Annotated in this window: 12 protein-coding genes and 1 tRNA gene; 5 read left to right on the top strand and 8 right to left on the bottom strand. The window is 37.3% G+C overall.

All coding sequences use genetic code 11. From position 1 onward, the window contains the following. Positions 1-161 precede the first annotated feature (161 nt). The gene (locus tag B091_RS0106730; protein WP_018109247.1) at positions 162-569 is read left to right on the top strand and encodes a MerR family transcriptional regulator; all 408 of its coding nucleotides are present in this window, start codon (positions 162-164) and stop codon (positions 567-569) included. Here the strand turns inward: B091_RS0106730 and B091_RS0106725 are convergent, their stop codons facing one another. From B091_RS0106725 to B091_RS0106705, 5 genes are all read right to left on the bottom strand, one after another. Continuing rightward, complete coding sequence (locus B091_RS0106725; RefSeq protein WP_018109246.1) at positions 570-2,822, bottom strand: RelA/SpoT family protein; 2,253 nt, start codon at positions 2,820-2,822, stop codon at positions 570-572. Positions 2,823-2,891: 69 nt separating this feature from the next. Further along, complete coding sequence (locus B091_RS0106720; protein WP_018109245.1) at positions 2,892-4,142, bottom strand: lytic transglycosylase domain-containing protein; 1,251 nt, start codon at positions 4,140-4,142, stop codon at positions 2,892-2,894. A gap of 14 nt (positions 4,143-4,156) precedes the next feature. After that, on the bottom strand, positions 4,157-4,969 hold the full coding sequence (locus B091_RS0106715; RefSeq protein WP_018109244.1) for a DUF5683 domain-containing protein: 813 nt from the start codon (positions 4,967-4,969) through the stop codon (positions 4,157-4,159). Then, positions 4,970-5,848 (bottom strand): ParB/RepB/Spo0J family partition protein, encoded by an 879-nt coding sequence (locus tag B091_RS0106710; RefSeq protein WP_025069500.1) that lies wholly within the window; start codon positions 5,846-5,848, stop codon positions 4,970-4,972. 12 nt (positions 5,849-5,860) lie between these two features. Continuing rightward, the gene (locus B091_RS0106705; protein ID WP_018109242.1) at positions 5,861-6,631 is read right to left on the bottom strand and encodes a ParA family protein; all 771 of its coding nucleotides are present in this window, start codon (positions 6,629-6,631) and stop codon (positions 5,861-5,863) included. A 321-nt stretch (positions 6,632-6,952) separates the two neighbouring features. Here B091_RS0106705 and surE point away from each other — a divergent pair, with 321 nt between their 5' ends. The 3 genes from surE (at position 6,953) to B091_RS11870 (ending at position 9,723) form a co-directional block, all read left to right on the top strand. Beyond that, positions 6,953-7,747, top strand: coding sequence for a 5'/3'-nucleotidase SurE (gene surE, locus B091_RS0106700; protein WP_018109241.1), 795 nt, complete (start codon positions 6,953-6,955; stop codon positions 7,745-7,747). A 5-nt stretch (positions 7,748-7,752) separates the two neighbouring features. Continuing rightward, positions 7,753-8,886 carry a lipid-A-disaccharide synthase gene (lpxB, locus tag B091_RS0106695; RefSeq protein WP_018109240.1) on the top strand — a complete coding sequence of 378 codons (1,134 nt, stop codon included), beginning with the start codon at positions 7,753-7,755 and terminating at the stop codon, positions 8,884-8,886. Between the two features lie 96 nt (positions 8,887-8,982). After that, a complete protein-coding gene (locus tag B091_RS11870) occupies positions 8,983-9,723 on the top strand; it encodes a NigD1/NigD2 family lipoprotein (RefSeq protein WP_025069501.1) in 741 nt (246 codons plus the stop codon). Between the two features lie 72 nt (positions 9,724-9,795). Here the strand turns inward: B091_RS11870 and B091_RS0106685 are convergent, their stop codons facing one another. The 3 genes from B091_RS0106685 to rsfS are packed head-to-tail and all read right to left on the bottom strand — an operon-like array spanning position 9,796 to position 13,105. After that, a complete protein-coding gene (locus tag B091_RS0106685; RefSeq protein WP_018109238.1) occupies positions 9,796-10,635 on the bottom strand; it encodes a phosphatidate cytidylyltransferase in 840 nt (279 codons plus the stop codon). Positions 10,636-10,648: 13 nt separating this feature from the next. After that, the gene (ftsH, locus tag B091_RS0106680; protein ID WP_018109237.1) at positions 10,649-12,730 is read right to left on the bottom strand and encodes an ATP-dependent zinc metalloprotease FtsH; all 2,082 of its coding nucleotides are present in this window, start codon (positions 12,728-12,730) and stop codon (positions 10,649-10,651) included. A 9-nt stretch (positions 12,731-12,739) separates the two neighbouring features. Continuing rightward, complete coding sequence (gene rsfS / locus B091_RS0106675; protein ID WP_018109236.1) at positions 12,740-13,105, bottom strand: ribosome silencing factor; 366 nt, start codon at positions 13,103-13,105, stop codon at positions 12,740-12,742. 248 nt (positions 13,106-13,353) lie between these two features. Here rsfS and B091_RS0106670 point away from each other — a divergent pair. Next, positions 13,354-13,424 (top strand) — tRNA-Gln (locus B091_RS0106670). Positions 13,425-13,555: the final 131 nt, after the last annotated feature.

Genomic DNA, 13,555 nt, shown 5'->3' with positions numbered 1-13,555 from the left:
TCTCTATCCTCGAGGTTAATATTCTTTATGAAAGGATGCACAAAGATAGCTTGTTTTATTATTTTTGTAACTATAATAGTGAATAAATTAGAGACGTAGCTCTGTGGCTACGCTATCTATTAGGTACTAAACTTTGCTAAAAAGTATAATATAGAATAATTATGGACGACTCAATGCTCAAGGAGATACCTCAAGAATCTGAAAACGAAATTACAGCTCGTGTAAAAGAGGAGTTAGAGAAGGACGATTTCAAGCTTTATCACTCGATCGGAGAGGTTGCAAAAATGTTTGAAGTAAACGAGTCTTTACTTCGTTATTGGGAGCGTAAGTTTCCTATCTTACGACCCAAAACCAATAAGGGAGGGACACGCTTTTATACCAAAGCAGATATTAAAAATGTAGGGTTGATATATCAGTTAGTTAAGGTTAAGGGGATGACTTTGGCAGGAGCCAAGAATAAGTTAGCCCAAAACCCACAAGAAACTCTTTCGGCATACGATATGCTTAAACACTTAAAAACAATAAGACAAGAGTTGGTTGCTATGAGACAGGAGCTTGACCGCCCCTAATTACTCTTCCTCAATACGTGATACTTGTTTGATGCTAGGAATCTTCTTGAGCTCAGTATAAATTTGATTTACATCATCAACATTTTGTACGTTGACTTTCACTCTTCCCTCAAATATACCATCTTCGGTATTAAACTTGATATCTCGGATGTTGATGTTCAGTTTCTTCGAGAACACTTCAGTAATATCTGATAATAGTCCTAAGCTGTCAATTCCTTTTATGTAAATAATAATAGGAAAGATATTGTTGTATTTCTCATCCCACGCTGTGGCTAGGATTCGATTTCCAAAACTACTTTTGAGTCTGGTAGCTACAGGACATTGTCTCTTGTGGATAAACAGATGTCTGTTTTCATCTAGATATCCCAAAACCGGATCTCCAGGAATCGGGTGACAACAACTTGCCAACTGGTAGGTTGTATTGAGTTCATCTGCCTTTAGTAATAGTGTCTTTTTAGTATCTATTTTGCTCTCTATAGGCTGAATGTCTTTGGCTATTACTTCTTCTTTTTCGGGTTTGTTTCCGAAAGAAAAAGTAAGGTATTTTTTCCAAGTGGGAACTTGCTTGCCATAAATAGCTTCTCTCTCGATTTGACCTAAGATTATTTCACCCTCGCCAATGGCTTTGGTCAAATCTTCTTTATTCTTCTTATTATGGAGTTGGAGCAGCTTATTTATTAAACTAGGGTCTTGCTTGATATCTATATCTTTAAAGAAAGAGACTAAGATTTCCTCCCCTTGCATCTGAAGGATTCTATTTTTCTTTCTTAAGTACGAAGCAATCTCAGACTTGGCTTTTGCTGTTGTCGCAAATCCAGTCCAATAAGGTTCTACTCTTTCTTGGACCGAAGTCAATATTTCGACTTGATCACCACTCTCTAATTTATGACTCAATGGAACAAGCTTATGGTTTACCTTTGCTCCAATACAATGTACGCCTATGTCTGAATGCAGAGAAAATGCGAAGTCGAGTGCTGTGGAGTTTTGAGGCATTGTCTTGATGTCTCCCTTAGGAGTGAAGACAAAAATCTCAGAAGCAAATAAGTTAAGCTTGATGGTGTCTAGAAAATCCATAGCATCGGGCTGTGGGTCGTCTAGAATCTCTTTAATTGTTTTAAGCCATTTTTCTAGTTCACCCTCGTCTTCACCACCTCCACCTTCTTTGTATTTCCAGTGTGCGGCAAAGCCTTGCTCTGCAATGTCATTCATGCGTTCGCTACGGATTTGGACTTCTATCCATTGCCCGTTGCCCGCCATCAGTGTAATGTGAAGTGCTTGATATCCGTTTGCTTTGGGGTGACTCACCCAATCTCTTAAACGATCGGGGTGTGGCTTATATATCTTTGATACCGCAACGTAAATGTCAAAACAATCGTTCAACTCTTCGGAGCGACTTCTTGGTTCGAAGATTATTCTAACAGCGAGAATATCATAAATCTCCTCAAATGGAATATGCTTAGTTTGCATTTTATTCCAGATAGAATAAGTCGATTTAATCCTTGCTATTAGCTTATATTTTATACCCATCTTATCGAGCTCGGCTCGAATAGGGGTTGTAAAACTCTTAAATATTGCTTCGCGTTCGGAAGCTGTCTCGTCGAGTTTGCTCTGAATTAATTGATATTCTTGAGGGTGTTCATATTTAAAGCTTAGATTTTCAAGTTCTGTCTTAATCTTATAAAGCCCTAAGCGGTTGGCTAGGGGAGCATATATATATAGTGTTTCTCCAGCAATTTTATACTGCTTGCTTGGCAACATTGCTCCTAGAGTGCGCATGTTGTGTAGGCGATCGGCAATCTTTATTAAGATTACACGCACATCACTAGACATGGTAAGGAGTAGCTTTTTGAAGTTCTCTGCTTGAGCAGAAGCACGTTCACCAAAGATTCCTCCCGAAATCTTGGTCAGTCCATCAACGATTTGAGCAATTTTAGGGCCAAATATATTCTCTATATCTTCGACTGTATAGTCTGTGTCTTCAACAACATCGTGTAGTAATGCAGAACAAATTGAAGTTGAACCTAAGCCAATTTCGTTGCACACTATTTTAGCTACAGCAATTGGGTGTAGAATATACGGCTCACCCGATCTTCTACGAATCCCCTTATGAGCTTCGTTAGCAAAATTAAATGCTTTAGTTATTATCTCAATTCTTTTCCTATGCTTAGTAGCTAGATAGTCATTGAGTAGCTCTTGAAAAGCATTTTGAATCATGGCCTCTTCGGTCATTTCCTTGTCAGTCATTTCATTCATTTAATTAAGCTTTATGCAACTTGATATAGATACAAAAATAGTGATTAATCCCAATTTGTTATCAAAACCTTATCTTATAATTTTGAGAGTTTTGCCTGCTCGTATATTGTTAGTGGATAAATTATTCCATTGTTTCAGTTTAGCTACTGTCGTGCCATATTTAGAAGCAATGGTCGAAAGGTTTTCACCACTACTTATCTTATGGTAGATGGTAGAACCTGCCGCGTTCTTTGATTTATTCAATTTGGCTGTTGGGGTAGGTTCGTCTATTTTGAATAGCAAGTCTCTTCGATAGGTATAGATTGAATCTTCATTCTCAATAAATACAGGGATGAACTCTACAGGTAGGCGTAAATCATAAGGCTTGCTATTACCTGGTATAACTTCGGTCTTAAATTGTGGATTCAAGCTAAGCAATTCTTTCTTGTCGATTTGACAAATGGCAGCAATTTGATCAAAATGTAATTCTTTATTGACCTTAATAGTATCACTGATTAAAGGAAGGGTTCCATCGATTGGACAGATGTTATGGTCGCAGTAATACGTCATGATGTAGTTGGCTGCAATGAATGCAGGTACGTATCCGCGTGTTTCTTTGGGTAGATAAGGATAAATAGTCCAGTAATCGGCCTCGCCTCCAGCTCTTCTTATGGCTTTATTGATGTTTCCTGGTCCACAGTTGTAAGCAGCAATTACTAAATTCCAGTCGTTATAAATATCATGTAAGTCTTTCAGGTATCTAGCTGCAGCCCATGTTGCTTTTATAGGATCTTTTCTCTCATCCACTAAACTATTAGTCTCTAAGCCGTAGTGTTTACCTGTTGTTAGCATGAACTGCCATAATCCTGATGCACCAGCTCGTGATGTGGCTTTGGGGTTAAGTGCAGATTCAATGATGGGTAGATATTTAAGTTCCAGTGGTAAATTATAAGCATCTAAAGCCTCTTCGAAAATTGGCATATAAAAGTTATTAGCTCCAAGCATGATTGCCACGTGGTTTCTTAATCTTACAGCATATAGGTCGATAAACTTTCGGATTGTCTCGTTGTAGGGCATATCCATTATTGTTGGAATCCGTGAGAGTCTTTGTGCATATACAGAATCCGTAAAGAATGGATTGTCAACTGCAGTGGTGCATTCTTTCTTCAAATTCAGATATTTCTGAATTTGCCAATCATTTAATAGACTATCTATGGGCCATATCATCGTTTCTGGAATATCTATATCTTCATCAATTGATATAGAATCCGTTTGAGCATACAATTTATTAGTCGAAAATAGACTGATGAAGAGAAATGCGTAGATCAATACTTTCTTCATTATTTCTTGTTGTGTTAAAATGTAAACTTACACTGTAAGCCTACTGATTTATTTTGGATTCTTGATGTGTTGTTGTTTGTTGTGTCGAAAACAGCTGGTTCAATTCGCATACTTAGATCGGGACTAATATCAAAGTTTGAAAGTTCGGCATCAACATATGCATCAATAATTGATAATACATATACGCCGATAAAAGCAATAACGCTCAAATCTCGATATCTTCTGAATCGATCTTTTCTGTTTTTGAGAAGAGATTCTAGTCTTCCTTTGTCTTTCGAATTGGGAGGCAGTAACTCTAAATAACTATTTGTATTAGGGTTATTGTCTTTAAGGTCTCTATAAGCTTGTGCATAATCTTTGTACATGGTATTATTCCAGTTTAATGCATAGGCACATCCTGTGAACCCTCCATAAAAAATAGGTAATTTCCAATACTTGCGATTATAAATTTGACCACCACCAGGGAATACGATTGCGTACCAAGTCGCTTTTGTGGGGTTTGGCCTCCACTGCTCTTTTATTATGTTGGCAGTTTCCATTGGTGGAGTCTTGGGGGTTGCAGCATTTAAGCTGTCCAGCAATGCCTTGTTAGTCGCTTTGATGCTATCAGCAAGCGCGACACTATCACCCATAAGTACTCTTGCAGGTAGGACAGTGTCTATAGTGTTCAAAAGAGAATCAATCATCAGTTGACTCTCTAGTTGTTTCGTGATTATTTCTTGTTCTAGTTGCTTAACTTCTTGCGCATGAGTTTTCTGTGTATGAAAAAGCGCAAGAGTTAAAACGGCAAAGAATAAATAATGTATTAAGCTTTTCGCAATATTCATCTATTTTTTCAGTGAATCAAATATTTCTATAATTCTTTCTAACTCTTCATCATTCTGGAATGGAATACTAATCTTTCCTTTTCCTTTCTCAGTGCAAGTTAACTGAACTTTTGTATTGAAAAAATCTGAAAGGTGTTGTTTAAGAATATTAAACTCTTCAGGTAATTTAGTTTTTCTTTTTTTCTTTAGCTCATCAGTTGATAAACCTTCATTAAAAGCTTTAACAAGCTCTTCTACTTTACGAACAGAATACTGATTGGCAATAATGTCTTTAAGTAGTTTAATTTGAACTTTTGGGTTTTCAAGAGGTAGTAAAGCACGGGCATGGCCCATGTCGATTTGTCTGTTTTGAAGTGCTACTTGTACTGGTGCAGGAAGTTTTAGTAGTCGCACGTAATTGGCAACTGTAGCTCTTTTCTTTCCTACTCTTTCGCTAAGTCGTTCCTGAGTTAGACTGTATTCTTCAATTAGGTTTTGATAGGCTAGGGCAACTTCGATAGCATTCAAATCTTCTCGTTGAATGTTCTCTATTAGTGCCATCTCTAGCACATTTTCGTCACTAGCTTTTCGGATGTATGCAGGGATTGAGGTTAGACCAGCAATTTGAGATGCTCTAAATCGACGTTCGCCTGCTATAATTTGGTATCTGTTAGTTGAAAGCTCACGTAGGGTAATGGGTTGAATGATTCCGATTTCTGCAATAGAACCAGCAAGCTCTTCCAAGGCAACTTGGTTAAACTCTCGTCTGGGTTGGTTGGGGTTAACAGATATCTTAGAAATCTCAATCTCATTGATAGAAGATGATCCATCAGTTTTGATTTCATCCATTGACAATAGGGCATCTAAGCCCCTTCCTAATGTGTTTCTTCTTTGTGTCATATCAACTAGTTACTATTTATTCTTTTTAATAAGCTCTTTAGCCAAGGCTAAGTAGTTTTTTGATCCACTTGAGTCGGCATCGTACAAGATTGTTGGTAATCCGTAGCTAGGAGCTTCACTTAGCTTTACGTTTCGGTGAATCACAGTCTTAAAGACTAAGTCTTGAAAGTGCTTTTGAATCTCCTCGTGAATTTGCTTGGCTTGTCTTAAGCGAGCATCGTACATAGTTAAGAGGAATCCTTCAATCTCCAAGTCAGGATTAAGTCTTGATTTGATAATCTTAATGGTATTCAAAAGCTTACTAATCCCCTCTAGAGCAAAGTACTCAGCTTGCACAGGTATAATTATAGAGTCAGCTGCTGTAAGCGCATTAACTGTTATTAAACCCAAGGATGGTGAACAATCAATAAGAATGTAGTCGTATCTTTTTTTAAGCGGAGTAAGAATCTCTTTTAAGATATTCTCTCTATTTTCTAAACTCAGCATTTCTATCTCAGCTCCCACCAGATTAATGTGAGATGAAACAACTTGCAAAGTATCAATATCAGTAGTGAGTATTGCGTTCTCTATCTTCGCATTCTCTCTATCGATTATACATTCGTAGATACTGTGTGCAGATTGACGCATATTAACACCTAACCCTGAAGTAGCATTGGCTTGAGGATCAGCATCAATAACTAGTACCTTTTTTTCGAGAGTTGCTAGTGATGCTGCGAGGTTTATCGTAGTAGTAGTTTTACCTACGCCACCCTTTTGATTTGCCAAGGTTATTATTTTTCCCATATCAATTAATCAATTAATAATAGCGAATTAAGCCATAATACACAAGAAGTCCATATAAAAATACTGAACTTTATTAAAACTGTTGATAAGTTATATCTTATGTTTATAACTAGAGTTAGGTTTGTCACATGTTATTAATATTACTATGCGTCTTTTAGCAAATATACTAAACATTATTCTAAACATGCTTGTTTTTTACTAGCTTACAAGGAATTAACTAAATCTTTGTTAAGTCTAGTTTTTGTAAAGCTTAATTTAATTCATCTGAATTTATAGTTATATTTGTAGGTGTTCTCATAAATAACGATTAATTAAACAAATATGGAATCAAATAACAAACCCCTTATATTAATCACCAACGACGATGGCCTTATAGCAAAAGGAATTAGTGAATTGGTGAAATTTGTCAGACCTCTAGGTGATATTGTAGTGGTAGCTCCTGACTCTCCGCGTTCTGGAACATCCTCAGCTTTGACTGTTAACGACCCTGTTCGTTACAAGTTAATCCGTCAAGATGTTGGTTTGACGGTGTATAGATGTTCAGGAACTCCTGTGGATTGTATCAAGCTGGCTCGACATACTATTCTTGATCGTGAACCTGATTTAGTGGTGAGCGGTATTAATCATGGCGACAACTCTGCAATCAATGTGCATTACTCAGGTACCATGGGTGCCGTTATTGAGGCATGCTTAAACAATATTCCCGCAGTTGGATTCTCACTTTGCGATCACGATATGGGTGCTGATTTTGAACCTATGGGTTTCTATGTTCGTGAAATAGCAAAGACAGTTTTAGCCAATGGCTTACCAGAACGTACTTGTTTAAATGTTAACTTTCCAAAGACGGATAAAATTAAAGGACTTAAAGTGTGTCAGCAAGCTATTGGTCAATGGACTAATGAGTGGGAAGAGTGTCCAAGAACACATAGCGACGAGAAGCACTTCTGGATGGCTGGTCAGTTTGTGCCTACAGAAAAAGGCAACGACTTAAGTGATAATAGAGCTTTGGCCGAAGGTTACGGAGCTATTACACCAACTCGTGTTGACGTAACAGATTATGAGTATATGAAAAAACTAGAGCGTTTAGTTTCAGTAATAAGACCCCAAGAGGACTAAACTCTATGAAATATTATATAATAGTAGGTGAGGCCTCTGGTGATCTTCATGCCTCTCATCTTATGTCAGAACTTCTCAAGGCTGATTCGTCTGCCGAGTTTCGATTCTTTGGAGGAGATAAGATGGAGGAAGTAGGGGGAACACTTGTTCAACATTATAGGGATTTAGCCTTTATGGGCTTTATCCCTGTTTTACTTAATTTGCATACAATATTCGCCAATCTTAAGTTCTGCAAACAGGATATTTTAGATTGGAATCCCGATGTTGTAATTTTAGTAGATTATCCAGGCTTCAATCTTAAGATTGCCAAATTTATCAAAGAGAACTCTTCAATTCCCGTCTTTTACTATATCTCGCCCAAAATTTGGGCTTGGAAAGAGTATCGCATAAAAAACATTAAGCGTGATGTTGATCAGCTTTTCTCTATCCTTCCCTTTGAGGTTGATTTTTATAAAAAGCACAGCTATCCTATTCATTATGTTGGGAATCCGACTGTGGATGAGATTCATGACTTTAAGAAGGATTATAAAGAGTCGTTTATAGACTTTACGGTCAGATTAAATCTCTCTTCATCTCCTATCATTTGTGTCTTGTCTGGTAGCCGTAAGCAGGAAATTAAAGATAATTTGCCTCAGATGCTTCAAGCTGCTTCACTCTACTCCAATTATCAAATTGTGGTAGCTGGTGCACCAGGAATCGAGCGAGAGTATTATAATCAGTTTATTTCTGGATATGATGTGCATCTTGTTTTTGGAGAGACTTACCCTATATTAGCCCATAGTCATACAGCTTTGGTTACCTCAGGTACTGCAACACTTGAAACGGCACTTTTTGAAGTGCCTCAAGTCGTGTGTTACTCAACACCTATTCCTAAGGTTATCGCCTTTTTAAGAAAACGAATATTGAAAGTTAAATACATATCACTAGTCAATCTGATTGTTGATCGTTTGATTATTCAAGAGCTAGTAGCTGATACAATGAATGCTAAATGTTTAAATGCCGAGCTGAAGAAGTTGATGACTGATGAGCATTACCGTTCGCAGATGATTGATGATTATCGTCAGATGGAGCGAATTCTAGGTGAGCCTGGAGCTCCCCTACATGCAGCTAATCAGATGATCAATATTCTAGCTAAATAATATAAATACTGTGGTTTCGTGCAGTATTCTTGCTTTTAAAGTGTTTATTAATTAGAAATACTAACTAATTAGTAAGCACTTTAAATTTTAGAAGGAATGAAAAAGATAATTACGAGAATTATTTTATCCTGTTTAGTTATAATGTCGGTGTCTTCACTTCAGAGTTGCAATGATGATGGCTATTCACTGGGAGATTTTTATCTCTCTTATGCGACTGTAAAACGAGGGACTAACACTTATTACCTTCAATTAGATTCTGGTGATAAGCTTTGGGTAGCTGCAGGTTATCTGGGTTATAATGGAGTCGATGGTCAGCGTGTTATTGCTGACTATACTATCTTAAGTGATAAACAGGGGGAATTTGCACACTATGTTAAGGTGAATAACCTATGGAATATCTTAACTAAGAATATAGAGAAAGTTGAGACAGAGAAGCAAGATGAGGAATTTGGGAATAATAAGTTATTTGGAATAAATGAGATGTGGTTTGGTGGTGGTTATATCAATATTAATTTCAGTTTCTTTCTGCCTCAAGTTAATAGGCAACATCGAATTTCACTTGTTGAGAATCTGCTAAATGATCAGTATTCAGATGATGGATATCTATACTTAGAACTTCGCTACAACAGCTATAATAATGAATCTGACTATGTTGGAAAGGATATGGTTAGCTTCAATACTAATAATGTTAACCTAGAGGGTAAAAAAGGATTTAAAATAATCTGGAAAAATGCAGAGGATGAAGAAGTAATTCAGACTCTTGAGGTAAAAAAAGCTAAGCCTGTTGATTCAGAAGATATGCCGAAATTAAATCAGGATAATATGGTTCATAACTAGAATTAATCATTAAATTTAAGACATAAGAAAGGGGCTCTTAAGCCCCTTTCTTATGTTTAATATCTTCTATATTTAGAACATCTTAATTAAGTATATGTAAAATACTACAGCAGGAATTGCAATTAGCGTACTGTCGAAACGGTCTAAAAAACCACCATGTCCTGGGAGTATATTACCCGAGTCTTTGATTTTTAGCTGTCTTTTGAATCGTGACTCAATTAAGTCGCCCCAAGTGCCAAATACTGCTACTACAAGTCCAAAGCCCATCCACTCAGCGTAAGATAGAATAGGACTGATCGAAGCTATAATAGCTGCAGCGATTAGTGTTGAAATACCTCCTCCAATACTGCCTTCCCAACTTTTGTTAGGGGAGATTCGAGGAAATAACTTTCTTTTACCCAATAAGCTTCCCACACAGTATGCACCTGTGTCGTTTACCCAGATAAATATAAATAGGGCAAGAGGCATAATGTAGTAATAGTCTACATATAGCCCACCTTCATTTGAGACAAATGACAAGGCATTGATAAGTGCAAAGTTTAGACCAACATAAAATTGGCTAAGCATTGTTGCACTAAGATTACCAATGGGGTTTTCATGCTTTAGGTATAACTGCTGAATAAATAGGTATAGCATTATGGCGAGGTAGGGGATAAAGATAACCGAAGTCGCATTATCCGAGACGTAGCCTGCCATAGCTATAAAAAGGTAGAAAGACCCTAAAGCTGTGATGGGTCTATTGACTGTTACTTTTTGGGTGTCATTTAAAAGTCCAGTAAGTTCATAAGTTGTAAATGCTGAAAATAGAGCAAATAGGGCAACAAAAGTTACTGAACCATAAACTATTGAGCCTACTAAAAGTATTACAAATAGTAGGCCCGAAATAGATCTTTTTATAAGGTTAGAATTCACGTTATAATTTAATTTATGAGTTAGAGTTTGCTTGTGAATCTTCTGTTTCAGTTGGTGATGTCGTTTCCTCACTCTTTGTTTCAGACTCTGGCTGGCTTGCACTGTTTTGGGCAAGAGCTTCTGCTTCTTCACTCTCGTGTTTCTTTTTTTCTTTCTCTTCTTCCTCTTTAAGCTTCGCTTTTTGTTGAACTTCCATAATTTCTTCAGAACGAGATTTCCATTTACGTTTACCGAAAATTGCTTCTACGTCTTCAGCTAGAATTACTTCTCTATCCATAAGTTCTTGAGCCAATTTGTTGTGTTGCTCTTTATGCTTTATCAAGAGTTCTTTTGCTCTTTCATATTGTGTATTAATAAGCAGTTTGACTTCTTCGTCAATCTTCTCTGCTGTACTCTCACTATATGGTTTACTAAAAGAGTATTCATTATTATTATAATAACAAAGGTTTGCTAAGTTTTCGCTCATACCAAAGTAGGCAATCATAGCATACGCTTGCTTAGTTATTCGCTCGAGGTCATTCATCGCACCAGTTGATATGCGACCCAAGAAAACATCTTCGGCAGCACGTCCACCAAGCAAAGCACACATTTCGTCGAGCATCTGCTCTTTAGTTGTGATTTGTCTCTCTTCAGGTAAATACCAAGCAGCGCCCAGTGCGCGTCCTCTAGGAACTATAGTCACCTTAACCAATGGGTTGGCGTGTTCTAGTACCCAAGAGATGCTAGCGTGTCCTGCTTCGTGTATAGCGATAGATTTTCTTTCGTCTTCAGTGGTGATTTTGTTTTTCTTTTCTAGTCCACCCACAATTCTATCTACTGCACTCAAGAAATCTTCTCGAGTTACAAACTCTTTGTTGTGACGAGCTGCAATTAATGCTGCCTCGTTGCATACGTTTGCAATATCAGCTCCGGAGAATCCGGGAGTTTGTCGAGCTAGTAATTCTACATCTACATCTCCATGAAGTTTTAATGGTCTAAGGTGAACATTGAAAATCTCCATCCTGTCGTTAAGATCGGGTAGGTCAACATAAATCTGCCTGTCGAAACGTCCAGCACGTAGTAATGCTTTATCCAATACATCAACACGGTTAGTTGCGGCTAAGATGATAACGCCACTGTTTGAACCAAAACCGTCCATTTCTGTAAGCAGCTGGTTAAGTGTGTTCTCTCTTTCGTCGTTTCCACCCATAGATGGGTTCTTTCCTCTAGCACGCCCAACAGCATCAATCTCATCTATAAAAATGATACATGGTGCTTTTTTCTTTGCTTGTTCGAATAGGTCTCTAACACGAGATGCTCCTACACCCACAAACATCTCTACAAAGTCTGAACCAGCCATTGAGAAGAACGGTACATGAGCTTCACCAGCAACCGCTTTTGCAAGTAAGGTTTTACCTGTTCCCGGAGGGCCTACAAGTAGTGCTCCTTTAGGGATTTTACCTCCTAAATGCGTGTATTTTTGAGGTGCTTTTAAGAAGCTAACAATCTCTTCAATTTCTTCTTTAGCTTCGCTTAAACCAGCCACATCATTAAATGTGATGTTGGTGGATTCTCCCTTTTCGAAGAGCTTAGCCTTTGATTTTCCTACGTTGAAGACGCCACCGCCTCCACCACCACCGCCAGAGTTCATTCTTCTGTATAGGAATATCCAGAAGCCAATGATCAAAAGGATAGGTAGTAGGTTCCATAGTAGTGCACCAAAGAAATCTTTCTTTTTGTCGTAGGTTGTATTTCCACTAAAATGTCCTGCCTCAGTTTCACTTTCTAAAAAGTTGCTCAATCTGTCTCTAGAAGGAGCTTCTGTTAGAACCATAGGGTTTTTACCCACCTGATTTGAATCACGTTGGAATACGTTGGCTACAGAGTTTTGTTTGACAAATGCCTCTACGGTATTGTCGTCGTAGCCAATAACTTTGTCTATATATCCGTTGCGAATATACTCTTGAAACTCATTATAAGATACTTCTTTATTTAGCGAGCCTCCAGGGTTGGCAACTAATAGCCCAAGTAGCATCATTGCTATAAAAAAGAATAGCCAATTCAAATTGAATTTTGGCATATTGGGCTTGTTGGGTCTTTGAATTCTTTTACTCATTATGATTAATTAATCGATATCAGGAATAGTTGTTAATTGAGCATCAGCCCATAAATTCTCTAAATCGTAGTAGTTTCTAGCTTCGGGTTGAAAAACGTGTACTACAACATTAATATAGTCGAGCACAACCCACTCGGCACTACCTAGCCCATCAATGGCTAAGGGAGATTCTCCAAGTTGTTCTTTTATATCGTCTTTCAGGTTTTCAACTATACTACTTACTTGATTTGAGGACGTGCCCTCACAAATTATAAAGTAGTTAGTTATGGTATCTTCTATTGCTGTGAGATCTGCAATTACAATCTTTTTACCCTTTCTTTCTTGAATGGAGCTTACAAGCTGATTGATTAGATCTTTTGTGTTTTTTTCCTTCAATGTGTTTCCTTTATATTTATTACCTTAATAGTACACGCCTGAGTATTACTACTCCTTAGTGTACTAGTTACTCTTACAAATATACATTGAATTCTGGTATAGATGCAAGTTATTACAATAATCAAAAACAAACTTTGTTCTTATTTCAAGTTTGACATGACAAAGTACAACAATTTTGGCAATAAAATAGTTTTAATTTAATGAGTCTGTTTGTCGGTTTTATTTTTTTTATATCTTTGCAGAACTCTTGGGCTATGGTGTAATGGTAACACTCCAGATTCTGGGCCTGATATTCTAGGTTCGACTCCTAGTAGCCCAACTATTTCCAACTATTCGTTTGAGTATAGATTGGTTTTGAGTTAAGAAGGATAATCAACTTTGGTTGATTATCCTTCTTTTTTGTTTCTATTATCTTAAGAAAAAAACAAACATGCCTTAGTAGGTTAGTAC

Source organism: Bacteroides propionicifaciens DSM 19291 = JCM 14649 (assembly GCF_000375405.1).
GTDB classification, from domain to species: Bacteria; Bacteroidota; Bacteroidia; order Bacteroidales; family Bacteroidaceae; genus Bacteroides_E; species Bacteroides_E propionicifaciens.
This window is presented reverse-complemented; position numbering and strand designations above follow the sequence as displayed.

Bases quoted from the DNA above. Each gene is read 5' to 3' on its own strand.
- B091_RS0106715 (WP_018109244.1), bottom strand. From the start codon at position 4,969: ATGAATATTGCGAAAAGCTTAATACATTATTTATTCTTTGCCGTTTTA.
- ftsH (WP_018109237.1), bottom strand. From the start codon at position 12,730: ATGAGTAAAAGAATTCAAAGACCCAACAAGCCCAATATGCCAAAATTC.
- B091_RS11870 (WP_025069501.1), top strand. From the start codon at position 8,983: ATGAAAAAGATAATTACGAGAATTATTTTATCCTGTTTAGTTATAATG.
- B091_RS0106725 (WP_018109246.1), bottom strand. From the start codon at position 2,822: ATGAATGAAATGACTGACAAGGAAATGACCGAAGAGGCCATGATTCAA.
- B091_RS0106730 (WP_018109247.1), top strand. From the start codon at position 162: ATGGACGACTCAATGCTCAAGGAGATACCTCAAGAATCTGAAAACGAA.
- surE (WP_018109241.1), top strand. From the start codon at position 6,953: ATGGAATCAAATAACAAACCCCTTATATTAATCACCAACGACGATGGC.
- lpxB (WP_018109240.1), top strand. From the start codon at position 7,753: ATGAAATATTATATAATAGTAGGTGAGGCCTCTGGTGATCTTCATGCC.
- B091_RS0106705 (WP_018109242.1), bottom strand. From the start codon at position 6,631: ATGGGAAAAATAATAACCTTGGCAAATCAAAAGGGTGGCGTAGGTAAA.
- B091_RS0106710 (WP_025069500.1), bottom strand. From the start codon at position 5,848: ATGACACAAAGAAGAAACACATTAGGAAGGGGCTTAGATGCCCTATTG.
- B091_RS0106720 (WP_018109245.1), bottom strand. From the start codon at position 4,142: ATGAAGAAAGTATTGATCTACGCATTTCTCTTCATCAGTCTATTTTCG.